General features: G+C 71.4%; 19 protein-coding genes. 5 read left to right on the top strand and 14 right to left on the bottom strand.

Annotated elements, in window-relative coordinates:
* Positions 1–81 precede the first annotated feature (81 nt).
* A complete protein-coding gene (locus Aco03nite_RS00640; RefSeq protein ID WP_203792485.1) occupies positions 82–3,294 on the top strand; it encodes a LamG-like jellyroll fold domain-containing protein in 3,213 nt (1,070 codons plus the stop codon).
* 86 nt (positions 3,295–3,380) lie between these two features.
* Here the strand turns inward: Aco03nite_RS00640 and Aco03nite_RS00635 are convergent, their stop codons facing one another.
* From Aco03nite_RS00635 to Aco03nite_RS00615, 5 genes are all read right to left on the bottom strand, one after another.
* A complete protein-coding gene (locus Aco03nite_RS00635) occupies positions 3,381–3,713 on the bottom strand; it encodes a hypothetical protein (RefSeq protein ID WP_203792483.1) in 333 nt (110 codons plus the stop codon).
* Between the two features lie 68 nt (positions 3,714–3,781).
* Positions 3,782–4,114: a hypothetical protein gene (locus Aco03nite_RS00630; RefSeq protein WP_203792475.1), complete on the bottom strand. Its 333-nt coding sequence runs from the start codon at positions 4,112–4,114 to the stop codon at positions 3,782–3,784.
* 234 nt (positions 4,115–4,348) lie between these two features.
* Positions 4,349–5,125 carry an amino acid ABC transporter ATP-binding protein gene (locus Aco03nite_RS00625; RefSeq protein ID WP_203792474.1) on the bottom strand — a complete coding sequence of 259 codons (777 nt, stop codon included), beginning with the start codon at positions 5,123–5,125 and terminating at the stop codon, positions 4,349–4,351.
* A gap of 5 nt (positions 5,126–5,130) precedes the next feature.
* Positions 5,131–5,925, bottom strand: coding sequence for an amino acid ABC transporter permease (locus Aco03nite_RS00620; protein WP_203792473.1), 795 nt, complete (start codon positions 5,923–5,925; stop codon positions 5,131–5,133).
* On the bottom strand, positions 5,922–6,725 hold the full coding sequence (locus Aco03nite_RS00615) for a transporter substrate-binding domain-containing protein (protein WP_203792472.1): 804 nt from the start codon (positions 6,723–6,725) through the stop codon (positions 5,922–5,924). Before Aco03nite_RS00615 ends, Aco03nite_RS00620 begins: the two co-directional genes overlap by 4 nt.
* A 144-nt stretch (positions 6,726–6,869) precedes the next feature.
* On the opposite strand from Aco03nite_RS00615, the gene Aco03nite_RS00610 reads away from it, so the two are divergent.
* Complete coding sequence (locus Aco03nite_RS00610; RefSeq protein WP_203792470.1) at positions 6,870–10,247, top strand: hypothetical protein; 3,378 nt, start codon at positions 6,870–6,872, stop codon at positions 10,245–10,247.
* 718 nt (positions 10,248–10,965) lie between these two features.
* Here Aco03nite_RS00610 and Aco03nite_RS00605 read toward each other — a convergent pair.
* Entirely contained in the window at positions 10,966–12,519 is a 1,554-nt protein-coding gene (locus Aco03nite_RS00605) for a GGDEF domain-containing protein (RefSeq protein ID WP_239144816.1), read from the bottom strand.
* Between the two features lie 122 nt (positions 12,520–12,641).
* Positions 12,642–13,691 carry a neprosin family prolyl endopeptidase gene (locus tag Aco03nite_RS00600; RefSeq protein ID WP_239144815.1) on the bottom strand — a complete coding sequence of 350 codons (1,050 nt, stop codon included), beginning with the start codon at positions 13,689–13,691 and terminating at the stop codon, positions 12,642–12,644.
* Between the two features lie 686 nt (positions 13,692–14,377).
* Here Aco03nite_RS00600 and Aco03nite_RS00595 point away from each other — a divergent pair.
* Positions 14,378–15,886 (top strand): glycoside hydrolase family 5 protein, encoded by a 1,509-nt coding sequence (locus Aco03nite_RS00595; protein WP_239144814.1) that lies wholly within the window; start codon positions 14,378–14,380, stop codon positions 15,884–15,886.
* A 43-nt stretch (positions 15,887–15,929) separates the two neighbouring features.
* Here the strand turns inward: Aco03nite_RS00595 and pdxY are convergent, their stop codons facing one another.
* The 3 genes from pdxY to Aco03nite_RS00580 are packed head-to-tail and all read right to left on the bottom strand — an operon-like array spanning position 15,930 to position 18,588.
* On the bottom strand, positions 15,930–16,781 hold the full coding sequence (gene pdxY, locus Aco03nite_RS00590; RefSeq protein ID WP_203792468.1) for a pyridoxal kinase PdxY: 852 nt from the start codon (positions 16,779–16,781) through the stop codon (positions 15,930–15,932).
* Positions 16,778–17,464, bottom strand: coding sequence for a response regulator (locus Aco03nite_RS00585; RefSeq protein ID WP_203792466.1), 687 nt, complete (start codon positions 17,462–17,464; stop codon positions 16,778–16,780). The genes pdxY and Aco03nite_RS00585 overlap by 4 nt, the downstream gene beginning before the upstream one ends.
* A complete protein-coding gene (locus Aco03nite_RS00580) occupies positions 17,461–18,588 on the bottom strand; it encodes a sensor histidine kinase (RefSeq protein WP_203792464.1) in 1,128 nt (375 codons plus the stop codon). Before Aco03nite_RS00580 ends, Aco03nite_RS00585 begins: the two co-directional genes overlap by 4 nt.
* A 158-nt stretch (positions 18,589–18,746) precedes the next feature.
* Here Aco03nite_RS00580 and Aco03nite_RS00575 point away from each other — a divergent pair, with 158 nt between their 5' ends.
* A complete protein-coding gene (locus tag Aco03nite_RS00575) occupies positions 18,747–19,361 on the top strand; it encodes an FKBP-type peptidyl-prolyl cis-trans isomerase (RefSeq protein ID WP_203792462.1) in 615 nt (204 codons plus the stop codon).
* Between the two features lie 478 nt (positions 19,362–19,839).
* Here Aco03nite_RS00575 and Aco03nite_RS00570 read toward each other — a convergent pair whose 3' ends face one another.
* Genes Aco03nite_RS00570 through Aco03nite_RS00555 form a run of 4 tightly spaced genes read right to left on the bottom strand, consistent with a single transcriptional unit; the run spans position 19,840 to position 25,860 of the window.
* On the bottom strand, positions 19,840–20,631 hold the full coding sequence (locus tag Aco03nite_RS00570) for a cellulose binding domain-containing protein (protein ID WP_203792460.1): 792 nt from the start codon (positions 20,629–20,631) through the stop codon (positions 19,840–19,842).
* Positions 20,628–22,292: a sensor histidine kinase gene (locus Aco03nite_RS00565; RefSeq protein ID WP_203792457.1), complete on the bottom strand. Its 1,665-nt coding sequence runs from the start codon at positions 22,290–22,292 to the stop codon at positions 20,628–20,630. The genes Aco03nite_RS00570 and Aco03nite_RS00565 overlap by 4 nt, the downstream gene beginning before the upstream one ends.
* The gene (locus tag Aco03nite_RS53950) at positions 22,289–24,811 is read right to left on the bottom strand and encodes a helix-turn-helix transcriptional regulator (protein WP_203792455.1); all 2,523 of its coding nucleotides are present in this window, start codon (positions 24,809–24,811) and stop codon (positions 22,289–22,291) included. The genes Aco03nite_RS00565 and Aco03nite_RS53950 overlap by 4 nt, the downstream gene beginning before the upstream one ends.
* Positions 24,808–25,860, bottom strand: coding sequence for an Hsp70 family protein (locus Aco03nite_RS00555; protein WP_203792453.1), 1,053 nt, complete (start codon positions 25,858–25,860; stop codon positions 24,808–24,810). Before Aco03nite_RS00555 ends, Aco03nite_RS53950 begins: the two co-directional genes overlap by 4 nt.
* A gap of 233 nt (positions 25,861–26,093) precedes the next feature.
* Here Aco03nite_RS00555 and Aco03nite_RS00550 point away from each other — a divergent pair.
* Positions 26,094–26,657, top strand: a 564-nt coding sequence (locus Aco03nite_RS00550) for an IniB N-terminal domain-containing protein (RefSeq protein WP_203792451.1), incomplete at its 3' end; no start/stop codon positions are given.

Below are 26,657 nucleotides of genomic sequence, written 5' to 3'. Positions count from 1 at the left end.
CCTGTTGCTTTTCGTTGACATCAGATATGTAAATAAGCCAATCTGTTTGCGTTACGTCGTTGCGCGAAGGGAAACATTTCGATGCCACGAACGTCCCTCAAGTCCCTTCTAGCCGCTGGATCACTGGTCGCCGCAGCCCTGGTCGCCCCCACCGCCCCGGCGCAGGCCGCCCAGGCTCAGGCCGCCCAGGCTCAGGCCGCCGCGGCTCAGGCCGCCGCGGTTAACGGGCTCAAGGGTGAGTACTTCCGGATGTCCGCCCCGGGCGCCCGCGACTTCGCCGAGCTCGGTGGAATCGCACTCGATCCGAACATCGATCTGCCGGGACTGGCCGGCACCTTCGAGTCACTGGTCGGGCGTACCGAACACACCACCGCCCGCTGGACCGGGAAGATCACCGCCCCGGCCACCGGGGACTACACGTTCTCGATGATCGGCGACAACGGGTTCCGGTTCCTGCTCGACGGGCAGCCGGTCATCGACCACTGGGTCGGCGACTGGGACCGTGAGCAGACCGCCGCGCCGCTGCGCCTGGTCGCCGGGGAGGCCCACGACCTGCGGATCGAGATGTTCCAGGACGTCGGCGGGGCCAACCTGTTCCTGCGCTGGGCCGCCGAGGGCCTGCCGAAACAGATCGTGCCCGAGTCGGCGTTCACCCCGCCGGACGGCTTCCAGATCTTCCCGGTCGACCTGAGCGTCCCGGCCGGCGGCACCACCGTCGTCGCCGACTTCGCCGCGCCCGTCGGCAACCTGGGACAGTTCGCCCAGCACCTGTCGGTCGAGGTGGACACCACCAGGTTCCCGATCAAGTCGGTCGCGGTGGACCGGCGGGACCGGTCGAAGCTGATCGTCACGCTGACCGAGAAGGTGCAGAAGGACCAGCGGGTCCGGGTCAACTACGACGGCACCGGCGGCCTGGTCGTCGGCGGCGAGACGGTTCCGCAGATCATCCGGTCGGCGGTCAACAACTCCACGCACCGGCTGACCACGCCCTGGGGCGACAAGGTCGACAAGAAACATCCGCTGCCGGAGTACCCGCGCCCGCAACTGGTCCGCTCCGACTGGCTCAACCTGAACGGGCCGTGGGAGTTCGCCGGGGCCGAGGCCGGTGAGCAGCCGGTCTTCGGGAAGAAGCTGGCCGAGACGATCACCGTGCCGTACCCGGTCGAGTCGCTGCTGTCCGGTATCGAACGGCGCGAGGACCACATGTTCTACCGCAAGCTGGTGACCGTCCCGAAGGGCTGGACCGGCAAGCGGATCAAGCTGAACTTCGGCGCGGTCGACTACCAGGCGAAGGTCTGGGTCAACGGCACCCTGGTCACCGAGCACACCGGCGGGTACACGGCGTTCACCGCGGACATCACCGGCGCGCTCACCAGGAAGGGGCCGCAGGAGATCATCGTCGCGGTCACCGACGTCACCGGGCCGAACCAGCCGAAGGGCAAGCAGTCGCTCAACCCGGGCGGCATCGTCTACGAGCCGTCGTCGGGCATCTGGCAGACGGTCTGGCTGGAGCCGGTCGCGCCGGCCGCGATCGACGACCTGGTGATCACGCCGGACGTGGCGACCGGATCCGTCGTCGTTCGGGTCAAGTCCTCGAAATCCGCCAAGGTCACCGTGGTCGCCACCGACAAAAAGGGCAAAAAGGCCGGTCAAATTTCCGGTACGTCCAACGCGGACCTGCGCGTGAAGATCGCCAAGCCGCACCTGTGGAGCCCGGACGACCCGTACCTCTACGACCTCGAGGTCAAGCTCGGCAACGACAAGGTCAAGGGCTACTTCGGACTGCGCCGGATCGAGGTCAAGAAGGTCGGCGGCTTCCCGAAACTGGTGCTCAACGGCGAGCCGGTCTTCTCACTGGCCACCCTGGACCAGGGGTTCTGGCCGGAGGGCCTCTACACCCAGCCGACCGACGCGGCGCTGCGCTTCGACCTGGTGGAGACGAAGAAACTCGGCTTCAACGCGGTCCGCAAGCACATCAAGGTGGAGTCGGCCCGGTTCTACCGGCACGCCGACGAGCTGGGCCTGCTGGTCTGGCAGGACTTCGTGTCGGCCGACATCAGCACCACGGCCGGGCAGGACGCGTTCCTCAGCCAGGGCCGGGAGATGCAGCGCCAGCTGCACAACTTCCCGTCGATCATCGGCTGGATCCTGTTCAACGAGGGCTGGGGCGAGTGGGACCGGACCGCCACCGGCCAGATCGCGACGGCGCTGAAGACCGAGGACCCGTCCCGGATCCTGAACGCGCACAGCGGTGTCAACTGCTGCTCGTCCAAGGGTGACTCCGGTGCGGGCGACGTGATCGACCACCACGACTACGTCAACAACGACGCGCCGTACCCGGACGCCACCCGGGTCGCGATGGACGGTGAGCACGGCGGATTCACCCTGCGTACGCCCGGGCACATGTGGCCGGGACCGCCCGCGGTGATCTACAGCGGTGTCGCCGACGTGGCGGCGCTGACCGCGAAGTACGTGGACAACACCCGCACGTACTACCTGGAAGCCGCCGGGGCGGAGCTGTCCGGTTCGGTCTACACCCAGATCACCGACCTGGAGACCGAGCTCAACGGCCTCTGGACCTACGACCGGCGGAAGATCAAGGTCGATCCCGCGCCGGTACGGGCGATCAACCTCGCCGTGATCGAGGCCGGCCGCACCGCCGGCGCCGACGCGACGTTCCCCGGCAAGGGGTCGTGGAAGCTGGACGAGGGCAGCGGGACCAAGGCTTCGGACGCCATCGCCGGCAGCCACCTCACCCTGAGCGGTGACACGTCCTGGGTGCCCGGGGTGACCGGGACGGCCCTGCGTTTCGACGGGGACGGCGACTCGGCCGACACCGCCGCGCCGGTGCTGGACACCACGAAGGACTACACGGTCTCCGCGTGGGTGACCCTGGACAAGGTGCCCGGCAACTACGCCACGGTGGTCAGCCAGGACGGCCGGACCAAGGAGAACCCGTTCTACCTGCAGTACGGGCAGGGCGCCTTCGCGTTCAGCACGCCGGGCGGCAACCGGGCCCGTCTGGTGGTCACGCCGGAGCTGAACCGCTGGTACCACCTGGCCGGGGTCCGCGACCACACGACCGGCGAGATCCGCTTGTACGTGGACGGCCAGCGGGTGGCAGCAGTGCCGGCCGGGCCGGACGTGGTGAGCACCGGTCCGCTGTCGGTGGGCCGGGCCAAGTATGCGGGCAACCGGGTCGACTGGTGGTCGGGTTCGATCGACCAGGTCGGGGCGTACGACCGCGCGCTCAGTGACGCCGAGGTGGCGGAGCTGTTCGCAACGAAGTCCTGACGGACGACGGGCCCGAGGCGTGATACGCCTCGGGTCCGTCGTCAGATATCCATCACCCTATTCGGGCGACGTGGTGCATCAGATGATCAGCGGTTCCGCTGCCGGAAGTTCCCGCCGTCAAGGCGGCCGCCCTGGTAGGTCTCGTTGAGGGCGAAGGCGGTGCCGCCGCCGTTGTAGTTGTTGCGGCCGATCTGGACGTTGCCGATGTTGTTCAGCACGACCTGGGTGTTGACGTTGGTGTTGATGCTCTTCTGGATCTGAGTCGCATCGAAGTAGCTGCGCGACGAAGAGAAGTCGCTGCCACGGTCCCGGCTGCCGAACGGGTCATTGCTCGGGGCCGCAGTCGCGGGACCGGCGATCGCGAGGGACGCACCCGCGGCGATCATCAGGCCGGCCGCGTAACGAACGGTACGGTTCATCAAAATTCCTCTCAAGACTGTGATCAGGGCTGAGCGGGCCGGGCGAACCCGGCCCGCTCAGGCGGGGCTCAGCGCCCGAGGTACTGCTCGAAGTCGCCGCCGCGAACGTCGTTGTACTGGTCGGTGCTGTTGATGGCGAAAGCGGTACCGCCACCGTTGTAGTTGTTCTTGCCGTACTGGGTGTTACCGATGTTGTTCAGCACCGTCTGGTTGTTCCAGTTGGAGTTGGACGCCCGGTTCGACTGGTAGTAGTCGGCGTCGATGCTGGACAGGCTGAAGCGGTCGCCGCCGCCACGGTTCCGCTCGCGGCCGTTGTCGGCAGCCATCGCCGGGGTCGAGAACGCGAGGACGGCACCGGCCGCGACCATCAGGCCAGCGGTGTAACGAACGGTGTTACGCATGAGATTTCCCCTTCAAACGGTTTGCAGTGCCGTTGAGCGCTGCCACAACAGCTTGAAGCATCTCGGAGCAAAAATTCGGCATTTACCCGGACATGACACGACATAAACTCCTCCTGGGTGACCCCTTTGCTCAGATGTCACTCCAGACCTCGAAAACCCGGCTTCGACACGGGTGAGATCACCGGAATGCAGGAGAGGGGGCCTGAGCTGCTGATACGCTCAGCCCCCCGTGCGTCATTCGGCGGGACGCGCGCCGATCTCGTCCTCGCTGACCCGGGTGGGCTCCAGGACACGATGGAGGAAAACTCGGGTGCGTTCCTCGCGTGGCGCGCCGAAGACCTCTTCGGGCGGCCCCTGTTCGACGACGACGCCGCCGTCCATGAAGACGACGCGCGACGCGACCTCGCGGGCGAACGCCATCTCGTGTGTCACGACCAGCATCGTCATGCCCTCGGCGGCCAGGCCGCGCATGACCGCGAGCACCTCACCGACCAACTCCGGGTCGAGGGCGCTGGTCGGCTCGTCGAAGAGCATCAGCTGCGGGTCCATGGCGAGCGCCCGCGCGATCGCGACACGCTGCTGCTGGCCGCCGGAGAGCTGGGCCGGGTAGGCGCCCGCCTTCTCGGCGAGCCCGACACGTTCCAGGTTCTTGTCGGCGATCCGGCCGGCTTCGGCGCGGCTGCGTTTGAGGACCCGGCGCTGGGCGATCGTCACGTTCTCCCGCACGGTCAGGTGCCCGAACAGGTTGAACTGCTGGAACACCATGCCGATGCCGCGGCGTACCGCGTCGATGTCGCAGTCCGGGTCGGTGACCTCGGTGCCGGCTACCCGGATCGAGCCGGACGTCGGCTCTTCGAGGAGGTTCACGCAGCGCAGCAGGGTCGACTTGCCGGAGCCGGACGGGCCGATCACGCACACGACCTCGCCGGGTTCGACTGCCAGGTCGATGCCGCGGAGCACCTCCAGGTTGCCGAACGACTTGTGCAGTCCGCTGATCTCGATGGTGGACATCAGCCTCACCTCTCCCGTCCGGCGCGGCGCTCCAGCCCGCGGACCAGCTGCGACAGCGGCAGTGTGATCACCAGGTAGAGCAGGCCGGCCACCACCAGCGGCGTCGGGTTGACCCGCGTGTTGAGGGTGTCACCGGCGAACTTGGTCAGTTCGATCGTCGTGGACGTGACGCCCAGGACGTACACCAGGGAAGTGTCCTTGGTCAGGAGAATGATCTCGTTGGTGAGCGGCGGGATCACGATCCGGAACGCCTGCGGCAGGATGATCGAGATCATCGCCCGGCTGTGCGACATGCCGAGGGTGCGGGCCGCCTCGAGCTGGCCTTTCGGCACCGCCTGGATGCCGGCCCGGATGGTCTCCGCCATGTACGCCGCGGCGGTCAGGCCGAGACCGACGGCCACCGAGCCGTAGACGCCGCCGGGGATCTCCCGGTCCGGGAAGGCCAGCGGCACGCCGTAGCCGACCATGAACAGCACCAGCAGCGACGGCAGCCCGCGGAACAGCTCGATGTAGGCGGTCGCGAACCAGCGGTACGGCAGGATCGACGACAGCCGCATCAGCGCCAGGATCAGCCCGAGTGTCAGGCCGAAGACGAAGGCCAGCAGCGTGTACGTGACGGTGTTGCGCAGCGCGACGGTGATCGCCTCGGGGAACATGTCCCCGGCGATGTCGAGCCGGAAGAACGCCTCGGACAGGCGGTCCCAGTCCGCGGCCCCCGCCACGGCCAGGATGACCGCGGCGAAGACGACATAGCCGGCGACCCGGGCGATCAGCCGCCGGCGGCGGGGGCTCAGCTTCATGCGGCGGGCTTCTCGCCGATCCACTGCTTGTAGATCTCGTCGTACTTGCCGTCGCTGCGGGCGGTGGCGAGCGCCTCGTTGACGGCCTTCAGCAGCTCGGCGTTGCCCTTCTTGACGGCGAATCCGTACTGCTCACCGGTGTCGAAGCCGGCCGAGACGACGACCTTGCCGGGGTTGGCCTTGATGTACTCGTTCCAGACCGGCAGGTCGTTGACCGCGCCCGCGATCTGGTTGGTGGCGAGCGCCTGCTGCAGCGCGGCGAGGTCCTTGTACGAGACGACCTCGATGTCGAGCTTCTTCTCCTCGACCTGCTTCTTGACGTAGTCCTCACCGGTGGTGCCGCCCTGGGTCCCGAGCTTCTTGCCGGCCAGCTCCTCCAGGGTCTTCACCTCCTTGCCGGTCTGCACGGCGAGCGCCTGGGTGGCGTCGAAGTACGGGTCGGCGAAGTCGAGCACCTTCTTGCGCTCGTCGGTGATGGTCATGCCGGCGGCGGCCACGTCGCACTTGCCGGAGTTGAGGTCGGCGCCGGACTTGATGCCCTCGAACGGCGTGTCGACGATCTCCTGGGTCACGCCGAGCTTGGCGGCGACCAGGTCGATCAGCGCGACGTCGAAGCCGACGACCTTGCCGCTGGAGTCCTTGGACTGGAACGGCGCGTACGGCAGGTGGGTGCAGGTGGTCAGCGAGCCGGCCTCGATCAGCGGGACGCCGCTCTCGGTGGTGGTGGAGGTGTCCTCCTTGGCGCAGCCCGTGATCGCCAGCGCCACGACGGCAGCCAGCACGATCGTCTTCTTGCTCATATATCTCCCCCGGCCAGGTAGTTGATTGATCGGGAAAGAATATTGCATTTCGACACCCGTCACCTTTCGGCGCAGCTCTCGTTTCGGTCACGCTCCGGGGGCAAAATCCTTCAGGTCCGTGATCATCCGGCCGATCTCTGAGCCATGACGCTCAGTGGATTCGGATCGCTCCTGGCGATGGCCCTGCTCGCGCCGGGCGCGACAGCGGCACCCGCCCCCGAGACCCGTACGGTCGTCGGCACGGTCGAGTCGGTCATCGTGGATCCGCTGCCGGACGCCCCGGCCGGCGGGGACCGCATGCTGACCCTGGTCCGGGCCGACGGCAAGCTGTTCGAGGTGCCGCCCGGCGAACTGGACGGCGCGGCCTCGGGCCGCCGGGCCAAGGTCGAGCTGGAGGGGACGACAGTCGTCTCCGCCGAGCTGACCGGATCCACGAAACGCGCGCAGGCGGCGGCCTCCGGGGCGCACGAGCTGACGCTGCTGCCGGTGTTCTGGACCGCCAAGGACGACGCGACCCGGGAGTCGCTCACCGCTCTGGCGAACCAGGCGAAGACCTACTGGTCCGAGCAGTCCAACGGTGGCGTCGACATCAGCGTGGACGTCCGCGATTGGCAGCAGATCGCCGCGCCCAGCGGATCGTGCGACTACACCGCGATCTTCAACGCGGCGATCGCGGCGCACGGCGTCGACGCCCCGGCCAACGCGCGGGACCACATCGGGATCTACTTCCCGAAGCAGTCCGGCTGTGCCTGGGCCGGTCTGGGCTCGGTGAACGGGCCGATGATCTGGGTGAACGGCACACCCCTGGAGGACGTGCTCACCCACGAGTTCGGCCACAACCTCGGTCTCGGGCACGCCAACAAGGCGACCTGCACCGCGAACGGTGCCCGGGTCTCGCTGTCCAGCTCCTGCACGGTCGCGGAGTACCAGGACGCCACCGACGTGATGGGGTACGCCCGCAACGGTTTCGCCTCCGGCAACCTGAACTCGGCCTTCGGTGACTTCCTCGGTCTCCAGCAGACCACCACCACCTCGCCGGCCACGCTGTCGGCGCTGTCCGCGCACACCGGCACCAGCGGGCTGAAGCTGGAGACCTCGTCCGGCACGGTGTTCGTCGACTACCGCCCGGCGACCGGCCGGGACGTGCGCGTCCCGGCCTGGGCCGGTGTCCAGGTCCGGCTGCGGACCACCGGCAGCTCGCCGACCACCCAGCTGCTCGACATGCAGCCGAGCACCTCCACCTCGTTCTCGGCGCCGAACCTGCCGGTCGGCGGCGTGTGGCTGATCCCCGGCGGCAAGCAGTCGGTGAAGGTCACGTCGGCCGCCGACGGCATCGCGAAGGTCGAGGTCGTCACGGCCACCGACACCACCGCCCCGTCGGTCGCCCCGGTCGTCTCGGTGACCACCCCGGTGAAGACCGCGACCGGCACGGTCACCTGGACCGCGGCCGTCGACCCCGACTCCGGCATCTCCGCTTACCGGGTGCTGGTCAACGGCCAGAAGGTCGCCGACACCGACGGCGCCACCCTGACCGCCGACGTGCCGCTGACCGAGGGCAGCAACTCGATCGTCGTGGTCGCGGTCAACGGCGCCGGCCTGATCAAGAACAGCGTCACGAAGACCCTGGTCCGGGACTCGACCGCGCCCGCCGCGGTGACCAACGTGAAGGTGGACAAGGAGGGCCGGACGGTCACCTGGGTCGCCCCGGCCGACCGTGGCACCGCCCGCAGCTACGCGGTCACGGTCGACGGCGAACTGGTCAAGACGGTGGCCCAGTCCCCCGCCGGGATCGCCGCCGCCCCCGGCCGCCGCACCGTCTCGGTGACCGCGACGGACGCGGCCGGCAACGTCGGCGCCACCGCCGAGACCACGCTGTGGATCGACTCGTCGGTCCCGCTCTCGCCGGCCATCACCGCCCCGGCGGCCGGCGTCTGGCTGAGCAGCCGGCAGGTCACCGTCTCCTGGACCCCGGCGTCGGCGCCCGGCTCAGGGATCGCCTCCTACACGCTCTCGCTGAACGGCAAGACCGTCACGGTCGACGGGGACGCCCGGTCGGCGACGCTGACGGTGTCCGGTGACGGCATCCACACCGCGTCGCTGGTCGCCCGGAACATGGCCGGCCAGGCCTCCCGGACCGTCACCGTGCCGGTGCGTGTCGACACGGCCGCCCCGGCGGCGCCGTCCGGGATCCGGCTCGCCACCGACCAGTCGAAGCTGAGCTGGGCCGCCGCCTCCGCCGCCGGTTCCCCGGTGTCGTGGGAGGTGCAGGTCGACGACGGCACCGCGGTGACCGTGACCAAACCCGAGTTCGTCAACCAGGCCGCGGGTGGCCAGCACACCTGGACCATCACCCCGGTCGACGCAGCCGGCAACATCGGGCCGTCCGGCACGTTCACCAAGTGGACCGACAGCACCCCGCCGACCAAACCGGTGATCACCTCGCCGGCGGCCGACAGCTTCAGCCGGGACGCCACGGTGACGGTCATGTGGAACCCGTCGGCCGACACCGAGTCGGGCATCGGCTCCTACCTGGTCACCGCGGGCACCCAGAAGGCGACCGTGACCGGCACCAGCTGGACCTACCGGCCGACCGACGGCCGGCAGAACGTGACGGTCACCGCGGTCAACCGGGCCGGGCTGTCCTCGACCCCGGCGTCGCTCGGGTACACGTACGACAAGACCGCCCCGTCCCTGCCCGGCCGGGTCGTCGTCACCGGCGCGGACGCGAACACCGTGCTGACCTGGACCGCCTCCACCGACAAGGCCAGTGGTGTGGACGAGTACGTCCTGTTCCTGGACGGCAACCGGGCCGACTCGGTCCCGGCGAACGCCACCACCGCCACCGTCACCACCCCGCCCGGCAAGCACACCTGGTCGATCACCGCGGTGGACCGGGCCGGCAACAGCAGCCGGGCCTCGTCGGCGGGCGCGATCTGGTTCGACACCACGGCGCCGTCCCCGGCCGTACCGGAGAAGCTGCCCGAGATGGTGTCGGCCCGTGCCGTCAAGGTGTCCTGGGCGCCGGCGATCGACGCCGAGTCCGGTATCAAGACGTACGCGATCGTCGCGACCGACGGCACCCGGACGGTGCGGGCGGCGGCCACCGCGACGGCGACGTCCGGCGCGGTGACGGTGCCCGACAACGGCACGTGGCAGATCACCGTGCAGGCGGTCAACCAGACCGGGCTGACCGCTGAGGCGGATGCCGGCTCGGTGCTGGTCGACTCGACCGTGCTCGGCGCGCCGACGATCACCAGCCCGGTGTCCAAGGGCAGCACCGGCACCTCGTTCACGGTGACCTGGACCCCGCCGGCGCTGGCCGGCCCGTCCGGGATCACCGCCTACCGGGTGACCGTGAACGGCCGCCTCTACGGCACCGTCGACGGGTCGGCGCTCGCGCTGCCGGTGACGGTGACCGCGCCGCGGGCCACCACGATGTCGGTGTCGGTGGCCGCGGTGAGCGGCGCGGGGATCGCCGGCCGCCCGGCGACCGTCACCTTCTCCGTCAAGCCGGAGGCCTGACCGCCGCCTCGTCGAGCCGCTGGCCTGACCGCTTCCCCGGTCGAGCCGGCGGCCTGGGCGCTTCTCCGGCCGAGCCGGCGGCCTGACCGCCTTCTTCACCAAGCGGAGGCCTGACCGCCTTCTTCACCAAGGCGGCGGGCTGACCGCCCGAGATCACCGCGCCGAACGGCCCGGCCAGCATCCCGCTGGCCGGGCCGAACCGCGTTCGCGGCGGACACGCGCCGCGCCTGTCCGGCGATCCGGTACCGCCCCGGGATCCGCCCAGCGGCACAGCAACCGGCCCCGTTCCGGCCGTCTTTCTCGTCCTCGGCCGGCGATGCCGCCCCTTTTCTTGGTTATGGCCGGCGGGCCGTACCTCTTCGCCATGGCCGCTGAGGGCCGACCCTCTTCCTTCGCTATGGCCGGCAGGCCCGGTCTCTCTTCGTCATGGCCGGTGAGGGCGGCCCTCCTCCCTCGGCCGGAGGTGGCCATCGGACCGGTTGATCCGACCGTCCTCCGAGCGGCCCCGGTCCGGCCTCGTGGGCAAGCTCGGCGAACGCGGCAGGGACGAAGCCCGGCTGCGATGCCGGACACCCGCTGAGCTCGCGACGACTTGCCGTGTCACCGCACCGGAGCCCGAAGACCGTTCCGCCCGGGCTCGCGATCACCGCATCGGGCCACCGACAAAAACGCCGGCCCGCAGCGGGATTCGCTGCGGGCCGGTGGGAGGGCGGTTCGGTCAGGCGGCGGCCGCCAGCTGGTTACGGCCGGACCGCTTCGCGGAGTAGAGGTTGGCGTCGGCCCGGTCGAACAGGTCACGACCGGGCTCGCCGGCCAGGCAGTCGGCCAGTCCCATGCTGAGGGTGACGGTCAGGCCGGGCACGATGGTGTTCCAGTCCCGGGCCAGGATCACCCGGCGGATCCGCTCGGCGACCTCGCGGGCCTCGTCCTCACCGGTGGACAGGAACACGGCGAACTCGTCGCCGCCGAAGCGGATCGCCACCTCGTCGTGCCGGCAGTGTGAGCGCAGCACCGCGGCGATCTCGCCGAGCACCCGGTCCCCGACGCCGTGCGAGTACCTGTCGTTGATGTCCTTGAAGTGGTCCACGTCGATGAGCAGCAGTGATCCGCCGGGCATCACCGTGTTGATCCGCCTGTCGAACATCCGCCGGTTGCCCAGCCCGGTCAGCGCGTCCGAGGCCGCGGCCAGGTCCGCGGACAGCCGCGCCGCTTCCAGCTCGACCCGCCGGTACGCCTGCCGCAGCATCGTCCGCCGGTCCATCCGCAGCTGCCACAGTGCCTCGACGTGACCACCGAGCGCCTCCAGGACCGCCTGGGTCGCCTCGCCCGGGAACTCGCCCACGGCGGTGGTCGCCAGCTCGTACTGGAACAGCAGTTTCTGCGACCGCAGGACCGAGAGCTGCAGGGCGGCCCGGAACTCACGCCGGGCGGCGACCCACTCGCCGGTGGACCGCAGCGCCACCCCGTTGGCCAGGTGCAGCAGGCGGGTCTCGTGCGACTGGTCGGCCGCGCGCATCTTCGGCAGCAGATCCTTGACCAGATCGAACGCTTCCGCGGTACGCCCGGACTTGGCATAACACACCGCGAGCACCGCCGTGCCCAGCGGCGAGTCGATGCCCTGCGCGTTGAGGTTCTCCAGCACCCGGACACACTTGTCGACCAGGTTCGCCGCCTCGTCGGTGCGGCCCACCTGATCCAGTCGCAGCGCCCACTCCAGCCACAGTTCGATGTGGGTGAGCTCGGCGGCGGACCGGTAGAGGTCGTCCGGGTTCTCGAACGACTCGATGCACCGGCGCATCGCGTCGTCGGCGAGTTCGAAGAGGTCGGCGCAGCGGGCGGCCTGGGCCAGCGAGGCCATCGCGGAGAAGTAGCGCAGGCCCTTGCGCGGCGCCACGTCCAGCACCGCCATCGCGCGGGCCACGTAGTGCAGCCCGTCGTCGATCCGGCCGAGATTGATCAGCACCTCGGCGGCATCCGCCATGATCTTGGCGTCGGTGGCCTTCGGACCGCCCAGCCGGGTCTGGTCCTCGATCAGGTCCTCGGCGATCTGCAGGGCCTCGTCCAGCCGGCCCAGGGACCGCAGCGCGTACATCCGGCCCAGCCTGCTGACCCGGTGGGTGCGGTGGTCGCCGAGGGCGAGGGTGATCGCCTCCGCCTCGTCCGCGGCGACCAGGGTGTCCGCGTGGTGACCGCGGATGGTCAGGTCGTGCACGTGCAGTGCGAGGGCGGCGTACGGTCCGTACGGAGACACCAGTACCGGCAGACGATTCATCGGCAGTCCCCGTTTCCCATGGTCCTACCGTCGGCCGTCCGCCTGTCGACTTGAGGCATCCGGCCGCCCGGCGGTCACCGAATGCTCCCGGGCCGGAGCACTCGGTGACCGCCTCGGTGCCGTCAGCAGGCTCCCGCCCCGCCGTAGCGGAACGTCCGGCCACTCAGCCGCGCGACGTCGTAGTGGTTGCTGGTGCTGCGCACGTACAGGTCGACGGGTGGCCCGTTCAGGTAGGTCACGCTGCTGATCCGCGCCGCCGCCGCGTCGGAGTTCCCGTTGCGGCCGTTGCCCATCTCGGTGCACGGGGCCAGGCTCAGCGCCGCCACCTCGCCGAAGAACTGGACGTTGCCGGTCTGGGTGAACGTGCCGCCCCACCGCGACGCCGGGTAGTAGCCGACCCACTCGGTGTCGTAGGCGACCCACCACGCCCCGTCGTAGTACTGGATGCCCAGCTTCTTGGTGGTGTCCTCGGGCAGCGTGTCCCCGGGCCGGATGTTCGTGCTGTACCGCACGAACCCGCAGGCGTTGTAGCAGGTGGGCACGCCGTTGACCCAGTGATAGACGAACAGGTGCGGTTCGGTGTCGCCGTTGACCAGCCGGTCCACCGTCCAGCCGACCTCGACGACCTGGGTGCCGTCGGCCGACTGCACGGCCAGCTCCGCCAGGCTGTGGAAGTCGGTCAGCGCCAGGGTGGGCTTGCCGATGCCGAAATTGGCGTAGGCCCCGTCGGTAACCGCGGCCTGGGATCCGGCGTTGTAGTGGTAGAGCACGGTCGAGGCGGCCGCCACCGTCTTGAGCGCCTCCGTCCTGAGCGCCGGAGGCTTCGGCGGGACCGGTGCGACAGGCGCGGACCTCAGGTCACCGGTGCGCGAGGTGCGGCCCTTCGGGGCGTACTTCGCGCCGGAATTGTCGGGCGGGGCGGCGTCCAGGCCCGCATCCTTGAGCCGGCGGCTGCTGGTTCCGGCGGCGCCGGTCTGAATCTCGGTCGGTTTCTGCCCCCAGGGCAGGCGCGGCGGCGGCGTGATCCCGGGCTGTGCCGGGCTCTCCGTCACGGCCGGGGCCGGAGCCGGGTTCTCCTCGGCGCCGGCGTTCAGGGTCGAGACGGCGCCCACTCCCGCGACCATGACGGCGATCAGGGCTGCCGCTGACACTCCTCGGCGTGAATTCGACACGTGACCAGTCCTCAGCTTCGTTGTTCCTGGTGATTTCGTGTTCCGCGATTCGCGTTTCGCCGGGCCGATCGGATCGCGTGCTCCGGCAATGCGAGTCACCGTATAGCCTGGAAACGGGCCTGCGGAGACCTGTCCGACGGAATATTCGATCGGATTAGTACGATCCGGTGAGTGGTTACGTCGGTTACCCGCCAGAAATAGGCTAGAGCAGCGAGCCTCTTTCGCCTCAGCGCGGCCGACCGCCTTCGGACGACCCCTTGCGAGCGATTACCGAAAGAGCCAAAACCACATACGGTTCTTTCTGTACGGTTCATCGAGCACCCCGCAGGAAGGCACCGCCGCCGTGACTCGCTTCCTCCCTCTGGCCATCCGCCGGTTCCTGTCCACAGCCGTTTCGGCACTCGCCCCGAAGCGCCCGGAGCGCCCGGGTGGCTCGCTCCGGCCGGAGCCGGCCCCGCCACCGCCGCCCGTGACGCCCGCCGCTTCCCGGGACGCGGTCTCCCGTGACCGCGCAAAGATGGCGTACCGGATGAACTCCGCCTCGCACCGCAGCTCCGAGCGCGACCGGATGCGGTCCGGCCAGCGGTCGGCAGAAAAGTCACACGGGCACTGATCCGGATTGGGAGCGCTCCCGTACCCATCGCCGTAACCGAGGTGTTCACCACCCGAAGGCGAAGGTCCTCCCCATGGACAGAGCCCGCTCCCCGCGTTCCCGTGCAGGCGCCCGCCGCTGGCAGATCGGCGCCGTCGCCGGGGCCGCCGTCGTCCTCGTCGGCGCCGGCCTGGGCGTCGCATCCGCCGGTGAGGCAGGTAAGACCGGCTCGGCCGCGCCGACGGTCGCCTGCCCGCAGGTCTCCCTCGGCGTGGCGGTGCCCGCTCCGCAGCGGGCCGAGATCGAACGCAACCTGGAACTGCTGAACACCCAGATCGCCGAGGCGAACAAGCGCATCATCGACACCGCTGGGCAGGGTGGTGACCAGTTCATCCAGAACGCGATTCTCGGCCCGCTGCAGAGCAGACGCTTCGCCACCATCGAACGGATGGAGACCGCGATCGCCCGCAACGCGGCCCGCCCCGACCTCGGCGCCGAGAAGCTGTCGGTCTGCACCCTGGCCGAGGACGGCGGCGGCGCCGCACAGCCGACCGCCTCTTTCTCGACAGCGCCCTCCGACGCTCCGCCGACGACCGCACCGCCCACGACCGCACCGCCCACGACCGCACCGACGGCCACCACTCCGCCGGCCGGCTCAGAGGCCGCGGACACCCCGGTCGCCGCGAACGGGCAGCTCGAGGTGTGCGGGGTGAACCTCTGCAACGAGGCCGGCGACGCGGTCCAGCTGCGCGGCATGAGCAGCCACGGCCTGCAGTTCTTCCCCGACTGCGTCAACCCCGGCTCCCTGGCCGCGATCCGCAACGACTGGAACGCCGACTTCATCAGGCTCTCCATGTACGCCCAGGAGGGCGGCCTGGAGACCGACCCGGAAGGTTTCACCGCCAAGGTCAACGGCCTGGTCGACGAGGCCAGCGCCCTGGGCCTGTACGTGATCGTCGACTTCCACGTGCTCACCCCCGGCGACCCGAACCAGAACCTGGACCTGGCCAAGCGGTTCTTCGCCGACGTGACCGCCGCCCACGCGGACAAGACCAACGTGATCTACGAGATCGCCAACGAGCCGAACGGGGTCAGCTGGGACGGCATCAAATCGTACGCCGAACAGGTCATCCCGGTGATCCGGAAGAACGCCCCGGACAGTGTGGTGCTGGTCGGCACCCGCGGTTTCTCGTCGCTGGGCCTGACCGACGGCGCCGACGAGACCGAGATCCTCGCCGACCCGGTCCGGGCGTCGAACATCATGTACACGTTCCACTTCTACGCCGCCTCGCACGGCGCCGACCGCCGCACCGTGGTGGCCCGCGCGGCGAAGAAGCTGCCGCTGTTCGTCAGCGAGTTCGGCACCCAGACCTTCACCGGCGACGGCGGCAACGACTTCACCAGCACCGACGCCTGGCTGGACCTGCTGAAAGCCAACAAGATCGGTTACGCGATGTGGAGCCTCTCCGACGGCCGCGAGACGAACTCGGCCTTCGTCCAGGGCACCTGCGCCGGCACCTCCTTCGAGGACACCGGCGTCCTGACCGAGTCCGGCCGCTACATCCGCTCCCGCATCCTGACCGGCACCGGCTCGCCCTCCTGAGACGTGCCCCGGGCCGCCCGATTCCCCGGGCGGCCCGGCGGGCTCAGCGCACCTGCTCGGCGGCGAACTGCATGCGCGGGGTGGCGTAGAACTCCTGGGCCTGCACCAGCTGCAACTCGCGCTGACCGGACGTGAAGGTCAGGTCGATCAGGTCGAAGACACTGGACGCGGTACGTTCCAGCGCCAGCGCCGCGTCCTTGGTGGCGACGTAGTGCGACGTGAACAGCGCGGCCGTCACGTCGCCGGAGCCGTTGGCCTTGAACGGCAGGTGCGGGGTGGTCACCACCCAGGCGCCGGCGGCGTCGACCACCAGCATCTCGATCGTGCCCTCCGCCCGGTCCGGCCGCTCCACGCTGGTGACCAGCACCGTCGACGGGCCCATCGCGCGGGCCAGGTCGGCCGACTCCAGGGTCGACTCGATGCTCGCCGGCTCGGTGCCGGTCAGGAAACCCAGCTCGAACTGGTTGGGGGTGATGATGTCGGCGACCGGCACCACCGTGTCCCGCAGCAGCACCGGGATCTCCGGCGCGACGAAACAGCCGGACTTGGCGTTGCCCATCACCGGGTCGCAGGCGTACACCGCCTCGGGGTTGGCGACTTTCACCCGGCGCACCGCGTCGACGATCACGTCGGCGATGCCCGCCCCACCCTGGTACCCGGACAGCACCGCGTCGACCTGCGGGAACACCCCGCGCTCCTCGACACCGAGCAGAACCTCGGCGACATCCGACGGCGCGATCAGCGGGCCGCGCCAGGCGCCGTACCCGGTGTGGTTGGAGAAGTTGACGGTGTGCACCGGCACGACCTCGACACCGATGCGCTGCATCGGAAAGACGGCCGCGGAGTTGCCGACGTGCCCGTGCGCGACCGCCGACTGGATGGACAGAACCTTCATCCCCCCAGCCTATGTGTGGCGGAACGCGGTTCGACCAGATGGGCGTCATAGGCGATCATCACCAGGGTGGCCCGGTCACGGGCGCCGAGTTTGGCGAGGAGCCGGGTGACGTACGTCTTGATCGTCGCCGGGCTCAGGACCAGGTGTTCGGCCAGCTCGGTGTTGGACAGGCCGCGCGCCACCAGGGTGAGCACCTCCCGTTCCCGCCGGGTCAGATCGGACAGCTCGCGCGGTGGCCGGCCCAGCGCGCCGGGGCGGGCCGCGAACTCCCGGAGCAGCCGCCGGGTCACCGTCGGCGCGAGCAGCGCCTCACCGGCCGCGACCAGCCGGATCGCGTCCAGCAGGGCGGCCGGTGCGGTGTCCTTGAGCAGGAATCCGCTGGCACCGGCCCGCAGCGCGGCATAGACGTACTCATCGAGGTCGAAGGTGGTCAGAATGATGACTTTGACGTCCCGGAGCGGGGCCGCCGTGGTGATCCGCCGGGTCGCCTCCACCCCGTTCAGGCCGGGCATCCGGACGTCCATCAGGACCACGTCCGGGCGCTCGGCGGTGACCAGATCGACCGCGGCCGCCCCGTCGGCGGCCTCCCCGACCACCCGCATGTCCGGCACGGTCTCCACCAGGATCCGAAGGCTCCCCCGGATCAGTGCCTCGTCGTCCACGACGGCCACGCTGATGGTCACGCCGGCACCTCCTCCAGCGGCAGCCGGGCGCACACCAGGTACCCGCCGCCGCCGCCGTGGGCGCGCAGTGGCCCGGCGCTGAACTCCCCGCCGAGCAGTTCGGCCCGCTCGCGCATCCCGGTGAGGCCCCGGCCGCGCATCCCGGTGAGGCCCCGGCCACCCGTCCCGGCCGGCCCCACCCCCGTGTCGCCGGGCGTTCCCGCGCCGTCGTCGGTCACCCGGACCTCGACCGCGGCCGCCGTGTAGCCGACGACCACGTCGACCTTGGTCGCGGCGGCGTGCCGGACCACGTTGGTCAGGGCTTCCTGGACGATCCGGTACACCGCCGCGCCGACCTCCGGCGGCAACGCCCGGACCGTACCGGTGATCGACACCCGTACCCGCAGCCCCGCCGCCCGCACCGGCAGCACCAACGCGTCCAGATCGGCTACGCCGGGCGGCCGGTCGTCCCGGAGCAGGCCGACCAGGGCCCGCAGCTCCCGCAGACCGGTCCGGCTGGTCTCCTCGATCGACGACAACGCCCGCCGGGCCTCCTCCGGCCGTTCGCCGGCCACCACGTTCGCCACCCCCGCCTGCAGCGCGATCACGCTCATCCGGTGCCCGACCGCGTCGTGCAGCTCACGGGCCAGATGCAGGCGTTCCTCACGGGCCGTCGTCTCGTGGAGCCGGGCCAGATGCCGCCGGTGGGCACGGACCGTCCCACCGAGGACGGTGGCCCCGCCCACCAGCACGAAGGTGGCCGCCATCAGGCCGGCGGGGGAGCCGGTGGCCGCCACCGGCGGTCCGAGCCAGGCCGCCGCTCCCAGCGCCCCCGACACCACGATCAAGAGCGACACCGATCTGCGGGTACGCCAGGAAACCGCCAGTGGATAGATCGCGAACGCCACCTCGAACGCCGGGTACCGCGCACCGAGGACCAGCATCGACCCGCACGCGGACAGCGACACCACCACGAGGACCGGCAGGGCCGCGATCCGGCGTACCGCAAGGGGAAGAAGAAGCCCCGGGGCGGTCACCGGCCATCCCTGCACCGACCCGACGACCAGCACGAAGACCACGTCAACACCGACCCAATGGCCGGTACGAAGCCGGCTCAGCAGCGGTGGCCGATGATCGATCGACATTCCCCGAGGCTAACCGTACGCCGCGTCCACCCGGCGGCCCGCCAACCACGGTGGACAGTCGAAATGTCACCCCTGCTCCGACGACACAGCCGGGACACCCGGCGCATGCTCCGTCACCGGGCAGTCACCACGGCCGCCCATCCGAACAGGAGCAGTCCATGCCGAACCTCAGCCGCCGCGCCATGTTCAGCGCCACCGCGGCAACCACCACCGCCGCCCTGTACCCCACTTCCCCCGCCACCGCCGCCCCCGACACGGCGCCGGCCGGTGCTCCCCCGCCCCGCGAGTCCTTCAAGGTCACCGACCGGCGCGGCCGGCAGAGGTTCCTCCTCGACTCCCGCAAACCGCCGATCATCATCGACGGCCGCGAGATCCCCGCCGCACAGCGCGGAGGCCCGGAGAACGCCAGCTGGATGATCTTCAACGACGACAACGGCAACGAGATCGGCGGAATCCTCGCCGCAACGACCGGCGGCAGCATCACGTTCGACTACCCCGGCGCGGTGGACGCCATCAAGGTGTCGAGCACCTGGCGAGACGGCGTCGGCGGCGCCGGCCTGAACGTCAACGCCCACCCCACCGCCATGCCCACATCCGGCGCCCCGAAGGAGCGGGTCCTGCTCGGCTGGCGCTCCGACCTGGGCGCCATGCTGCACCTCACCGACTCACAGGGCCGCCCACGAATCTCCCTACAGGTGGACGTAAACGACAACCCGTCGATCCACATCCTCGACGCGACCGGCCAGGTGGTCAGCCGGTTCCCACCCGCCTGAGCACTCGGGGTTGTTGACGCTCGCCCGGTGAAGGCCCGCACCGCCCGGAACGTGCCCTGCCGCGACTATGATCCGGGCATGTGCCGACCGGAATGGATCATCCTTTGGGTGAGTGGGGGCAGCGTTTCCGCCTTCGAGTGTCAGCGAGCCCAGCGGGCTTGACTGCGCGGCTGGGGCATTGACTGGAATCCGTTCGAGCCTGGCGAGATCAGTGTTCAATCCGCGCGGGTGCAGATGCCGGACGGCTCTGCCGGTTGTGAGTCGGTCTGTTCGGTTCGGGCGAGCGCGCTGACCCGCCTGGGCATCTCCCCGCCCGAGAGATAGCGCGGGACCACAGCCGGCCAGCCGCGTTCCTCACGGGCAGCGGCGATCTGCGACCCGAGCAGCGTGACAGCTGCCCGGGTCGTCGGCATCAATGCCCGCAAACGAAGCCGACCCGGCCTGGGAATCGTTCTGTGGACTCTTCAGGGGAAGCCGCTCAGGAACAGGGGGTGCCGTCGATGGTGCAGGACGTGGGGGCGGCGTTGAGCAGGGTGTCGCCGTTGACGTTGAAGGTGATGGCTGCCTGGTCGCCGCCGTCGATCTCGGTGGTCGACGCGTCCGGGGTGAACGTCCACACCGTGCCCTGCTGGCTGGCCGTCGCACCTTTCACATCGGCGACCTTCAGCGACGAGCGAGGCAGTGTGATCGCCAGGGTCCAGCCGGTCCGGGCGGCGGTGCCCGGGTTGGCGACGGTCACGTTCGTCCGGTAACCGAGCAGCCCCAGCAGGTACGGCGTGGTGCTGAGCCCGGCCGTCAACGGCGCCGGGGACGCGCCGTCCCCACCGGTCGGCGGCAGGCTGCCACCGCCGCCGGGTGAGGTCGGCGACAGCGAGGGGGCGCCCTGGCTCACCGAGGGCGCCACCGACACGGACGCCGACGCCGACGGTCCGGTGCTGTCGGCGGACGGTGACGTGCCGGACTGTGCGGGTGTGCCGGACCCGGGCGGGGTGTTCGCCTCGACGGTCCGGCCGGGCAGCCCGGCGGCCTCGTCCGGTGTGACCTTGCCCTGGAACGGGCGGTCCACCAGGAAGATGACCAGCAGCGCGGTGACCGCCACCGCGGCCAGGGCGCCGGACACCAGCATCAGCCGCCCGGCGATCGGGCGGCGGGCGTGCGCCCCGCCCGGCTTGATCAGGCGGGGTTCGGGGGTCGGGCTGGTCAGCATCGCGGTGGCCAGCCGCCACGCGGCGTCACGGACGACGTCCGCCGGGGTACGCCGCTTGGTCACTCGACGACCCTCTGCAGACCGACGCGATGGGTGTCCAGGCTGTCCGGGCCGCCGGTGATCACGGCGGACGGGATCAGCACCGCGGCGACGAGACCGCCGGAGGGGGTGTTGTGGAGTTGCACCCCGACATCCTGCCGGACGGCGAACCGGCCCACCGCCCACAGCCCCCACCATGTGCCGCCGGCCGGGGGTTCGGCGGTCGTCATCATCTCGTGCCCGGTGGCCAGGTCACCCTCGGTCATGCCGGGCCCGACGTCGGTGACGGTCAGCAGGTAGCCACCGGTCTCGTGCTGCCCGGCGACCACCACCGGCGAGTCGGCCGGGGCGAACGAGGCGGCGTTCTCGATCAGTTCGGCGAGCAGGTGGGTCACGTCGGTGGCGGCCGTCCCGGACAGGTACGCGGACTCGACACTGCCGGTCACCACCCGGTCCCGGTCGGCGATCTCGGCGGCCGACTCGCGGATGACCTCCGCCATCGGCACCAGTCGCGGCCAGCTCCGGTCCGGGGTGCCGCCGGTGAGGGTGACCCCCTTCTCCAGGTTACGGCGCAGCCGGGTGGCGAACTCGCCGGCCCGGCGCAGGTCGACGACGGCCTGCTCGTCGGTGGCGCGCCGGGTCAGGGCGTCGAGCACCCGCAGTTGCCGCTGGATCAGGGCCTGGTTGCGGCGGTCGAGGTCGTGCATCAGCTCGTCGGGACGGTAGCCGCCGCCGGACCGGGCGGTACGTGCCGCCGGGATCGGCGCCTTGGCGGCCACGGCCCGGCGGCGCAGGGTCACCACCAGCAGGCCGAGCAGGGCGACGAAACCGACCCCGCCGACCGCTCCGGCCCACACGGTGGCGGTCACCGCCCGCTCGGTGGCGGCGTCCGCGGCCTCGGTGGCGGCGCTCTCGCGCAGCTCCCACAGGGCGGTGTTGAGGGTGTTGAACGTGGGCGCCCACGCGGCCGGGTCCGGGATGCCGCCGGGCTGGGTGGCGAAGGCGTCCTCGAGGTCGCTCAGGCGGGCCAGCTCCGGCCCGTCGGCCAGCTGGCGGTGCCGGTCGGCGGCCGCACCGGACAGGGTGGTGCCCGCGATGGTGAACAGCACCCGCCGGGCGCCGGCCAGCTGGGCCAGCCGGACCCGGTCGGCGCGGGCCGGCCCGGAGCCGGCGGAGGTCGCGGCCAGCAGGGCGTCCTCCTCGGCGAGGACCTCCCGGGAGCGGGTCAGCGTGCGGATGCCGTCAGCGGTCGGGTCCGGGTCGCCCGTCGATCCGATCATTTCCGCGTACGCCGTGACAGCCTCCCGCCGGTCGACGGCGCCGGAGTCCACCGACGCCCGCAGATCGGGCAGGCCGTCCATCCGTTTCAGCAGCTCGTCGGCCGTACGATCGGCTTCCGACATGGCCAGCCAGCGCCACCGGGACTGCTCCGGCTGCCGCAACCGGCCGGCCGCCTGATCGGTCTCGGCCCGCTGGGCGGTCAGTTCGGCGGCCGGGCGGCCACTGACCGACAGCCGTCGTTCCGCTTCCAGGGCGAGCACCGCCTCGTCGACCGGCCGGTCGAGCCGGTCGGCGACGATCCGGTCGGCGAGCGCCCGGACCGCGTCGGTGACCGCCGGGACGGCGGCCGCGGCCCAGAACACGACGAGCAACCCGGCGCCGACCAGTCTGGTGCGACGGTTCACGCGTTGCTCTCCGGATCCCCGATGATCTCGCGGAGCCGGGTGAGCAGCTCGTGCCGGTCGGCGCAGCCCAGTCGCTGCCGAATGCGTGCCATGTGATGCTCCACGGTCTTCGCCGACAGGTACAGCCGGTCGGCGATCTGCTTGTACGTCATCCCCGCCAGGACCAGGGCGCCGACCTCACGCTCCCGGGCACTGAGCAGCTGCGGCCCGGCCGGGGTGGTGCGGGCCGGTGCCGAGGTCGCGGGCTGCTCGGGCCGGGCACCGCTGCCCTGCATGGCCCGGGCCGACTCGAGCAGCAGGGCCATCGCCTTGCGGTCCGAGGTGCGGATCGCGGCCTGTCCGGCGAGCCGGGCGGCGTCCCAGGTGAGTCCGGCGAGGCTGAGGGTGCGGGCGGCGGCCAGCACCGGCTCCGGGTCGGCGCGGCCGGCCAGCACGTCCAGCCAGACCGCGGCGGCGTCGGCGTACGCGGTGGCCCAGGCGCCGGAGGCACGGGCGGCGTCCAGGCGGTCGGCGTGCCGGCGGGCGGTGTCCCGGTCGTCGGCCAGGATCGCGGCCTGCAGCCGGTACCAGTGCAGCGGCACCGCCCAGAGCGGCGGGTCGCCGAGTTCGGCGAGCAGCCGGTCGGCCTCGGCCAGGTGACCGGCCACCCGGTGGAACTCGCCGAGCCGGGCCGCGGCCACCGCCAGCTCGCCCAGCGGCAGCAGGTTGAACAGTTCGACCGGCTGGCCGATCAGTGCCTGGCAGGCGTCCGGCCAGGCGCTGCGCAGCCCGACCAGGTCACCGTTGCGGCGGGCCAGGCCGACCCGCAGCGCGGTGCCGAACAGGTTGTCGCGGCCTTCCGGGGCGGCCGCGCCGACGGTGGCGGGCAGCCGCTGTTCGACCTCGTCGAGGCGGCCGCGCAGCAGCAGCACCCAGGAGGTGAGCAGGTGGTGGCGGGTGGCCAGCAGCGCGCCGCCGGTGCCCTGCAGCCCGGCGCGGGTGAGCAGCGACTCGGCGACGTCGAGTTCGTTGCAGTGCATGGCGAGCAGCGCGCCGATCGCGGACGGGCTGTCCGGCAGCAGCGCGGTCGGGCCGGCCGGGGCGATCACGGTGGCGGCCTGGACCAGGGTGGAGAGCGCGGTCGACGGCGAGCCGGTCACCGATTCGGCGGTGCCCCGGGCCATCAGGGTGGCCGCGGCGCTCAGCGAGGTCGGCGGCTGGGCGGACGGGTCGTCGGCCCGGATCAGGCGTTCGGCTTCCGGGAGCCGTCCGGTGGCGGCCAGCCCGACCGCGGCGAAACCGGCGGACACGTCGGAGCCGGCCCATTCGAAGAGCCGTACCGCCTGGGCGGTCTGCCCGCGGTGGGCCAGGACGGCGGCGGCCACGTACGCCGCTTCGGCCCGCTGTTCCGGGGTTCCGGCGGAGAGGACCTGGTCGGTGAGCCGGGACGCGTGGTCCAGGTCGCCGGCCAGTGCGACGGCCAGAGCCCGGCGAGCCGCGGTGGTACGCCCGGCGCCGGCCGCCGCCTCGAACAACTCCGCGGCGAGCGCCGGGTCGTCGCCGAGCGCCTCCTCACCGGCGGCCTCGTAGACCGGGCCGAGGCCGCTGCCCGCGGCGCCGGGGACCAGGCCGGGGCCGGTGACGACCCGCAGCAGCGGCCGGACCAGGGGCAGCACCGGGCCGCCGCGGGCCAGCTGCCGGGCGGCGAGCCGCTGGCGGACGTCGATGCGCTGGCTGATCGGGCCGAGAGCGGCGATCGCCCGGCGGGCCAGCGGGACCAGGGTGCCGTCGGCGGCCAGCATGCCGGTGGCCCGGCCCGCCTCGACCAGGTCGGCGACGTCGGTGGCCTCGCCCAGGACCGCGGCGACCAGGTCGAACGACAGGCCGGCGCCGGCTTCCACGGCGAGCAGCAGGGTGCGCACGTCGAGGTCGAGTTCGTCGAGTTCGGCGGCGAACGGGGCCAGGGCGGCGACCGGGACGTGCGGCGCGGCGGCCGGGGTGTGGGCCAGGGCGTCGGCCATCCGGGCCACGTACCGGGGGATGCCGGCGGTCTGCTCGGTGACGAAGGCGGTCAGCTCGGCCGACGGGGCGGCCGGCAGGTGCGCGGCCAGGAACGTGGCGACCTGCCCGATGGTGAACGCCGGCAGGACGACCGACGGGCCGCCGCGGCGCAGCACCTCGATCAGCCGCAGCAGCTCCGGGCAGCGCGGCCAGGACCGGTAGGCGACGACGATCCGCGCGCCCGGCCGGCTCGCGTGCTCGCTCAGGTCGGCCAGCTGCTCCGGGGAGAGCCGGTGGGCGTCGTCGATCAGCAGGGCGTGCTCGGCGGTCAGGGTGCGGGGCGGCCAGGGGCCGTCCACCGGCACCCCGGCGCCGCGGTACGCGTCGGCCAGGTGCCGGAGCAGGACGGTCTTGCCGTAGCCGCCCGGTGCGCCGACGACGGCGAGCAGCGGGGCGGCCGGATCGGCGGCGACCCGGTCCAGCAGCTGCGAAGCCGCTGATCCGGACAGGGGTAACCCACTCAGAACCGGGGCGCTCATCGGCTTTCCGCCCGGACCGCGACGCGGGTGACCGGCGGGCGCGGCGGCGGGGCACCGGCGGCGCCGCGGGTGCGGGCGACCTCCGGCTCCGGCGGCGCGACGGGCGACAGGACGGCGAACGCGTCGGTCGGGCCCACCACAGCGGCCTGCAGGGGCCGGTTGACCGGCGGGCGCCCGGCGAGCGCGGCGCCGATGGCGACGGTCATCCGGGGCCGGGGGTCGAACACGACGGGGACCGGGAACACCGCAGCGAGCAGCTCGGACACCACCGGGGTGACCGCGCCGTCGGCGCCGCCGACCAGGATCGCCGACAGGTCGCCGGGCCCGTACCCGCGGCTGCGGACCAGGGCGGCGGTGAGTTCGACGGTGGGCCGGATCGCGGCCCGGGCCTCGGCGTCGGTCATCCCGTCCACCTCGAAGCCGCCGACGTCGTTGAGTTCGGCCGAGGCGAGCAGCTCGAGGCGGCCGGGCTGCTCGGGCGCCATCAGCGCCACCTCGGCGGTCGATCCGCCCAGCCGGTAGACGGCGAACAGCCCGTCGGTGGTGGAGGCCCGGCCGGCGGCCTGGTGGCACTCCACCACGGCGCGGGCGCGGGTCACCAGCACGGTGCCGGGCAGGTCGGCCTCGTCCAGGCCGGCCCGCAGCAGGCCGAGACGGCCGTCGCCCCAGGAGGACGGGTGCGCCACCGCGATCCGGACCGGGGGCTCGTCCATGATCTCCCAGACCCGGTCCACCACCCATCGGGCCATCGCGGCGGTCAGGCCGTGTGCCGGGAAGTAGCCACCGGCGAAGTGCATCGGCAGGGCGTCGCCGACCCGGTTGAGGTAGCCGCCCACCGCGTCGGCCGCGTGCTGGCCCACCTCGGTGGGGACCACGGTGCCCTCGGCGGTCATCCGCAGCGCGGACGCCACCACGGGGGTACGGGCCCCCAGCGAGACGGGGAGGGCCGGGCCCCACCCCGAACCCCCCAGTTCCCCGCCGGCAGCACGCCGGCAGATGGCAGCCCTGACCGTGCCGACACCGATGTCAATTCCCAGCACGTACGACACGTGTTCATCTCCTCAGATGTCGGTACCTCACGTTCGTACCAAAGGACGGGTCGGAAGCGTCCCCCCAAAAATCTTGGACCGGAGATCCCCTAATCCCCTAACCGCCGGGTGGACCGGGGTTGGGGAGCTGACCCCGATGCCCGGTAGGGGGCCCGCCGGTAACTTTCTTCTCGGCGCTGGGCCCGCGCCGTTGGACCTGATCATCTAGCGCAGCAGCGTCAAGGAGTTTCACCGTGACCTCACCCACCCTGCAGGACTTCGTTCTCAACCTGATCTACGACCCGGCGGCCCGTTCGGCCTTCGAGAGCGACCCCGAGGCTACCTTGCGGGGCGCCGGGCTCGACGACGTTACCGCCGCCGACGTACAGCAGGTGATTCCGCTGGTGGTGGACTCCACGCCGGTCGCCGGCCTGACCGGCGCGGAGGGCCTGGACAGCCTCACCACCGGCGTGAACAGCCTGGACGTCGCCGGTGCGGTGGCGCAGCTGCAGGCGATCACCTCGCAGGTGGCGCCGGACACCGTGACCGACGGGCTCAGCACCGCGAACGCCGGGCTGCTCGGCCTGAACGCCGACTCCCTGGGCAAGGAGTCCGTCCTTCCGGACAGCCAGCTGCTCGGTACGGGTGAGTCGCTGGTCGGCGGTCTCTCGGCCGACCACGACCCGGCGTTCGACTCGTCGGCCGGTTCGGCCGACGACGCCGCCACGACGGCCGGGATCTCCGGCTACGGCGCCGACGGGCACGGCGCGCACGGTGGTCTGATCGACATCGGCGCCGGGGCAGGCGTCGGTGTGGGT

The sequence above is a fragment of the Actinoplanes couchii genome (genome assembly GCF_016862075.1).
GTDB lineage: Bacteria > Actinomycetota > Actinomycetes > Mycobacteriales > Micromonosporaceae > Actinoplanes > Actinoplanes couchii.
The sequence above is the reverse complement of the archived record's forward strand: the minus strand, read 5'-3'. Positions and strand labels throughout refer to the sequence as shown.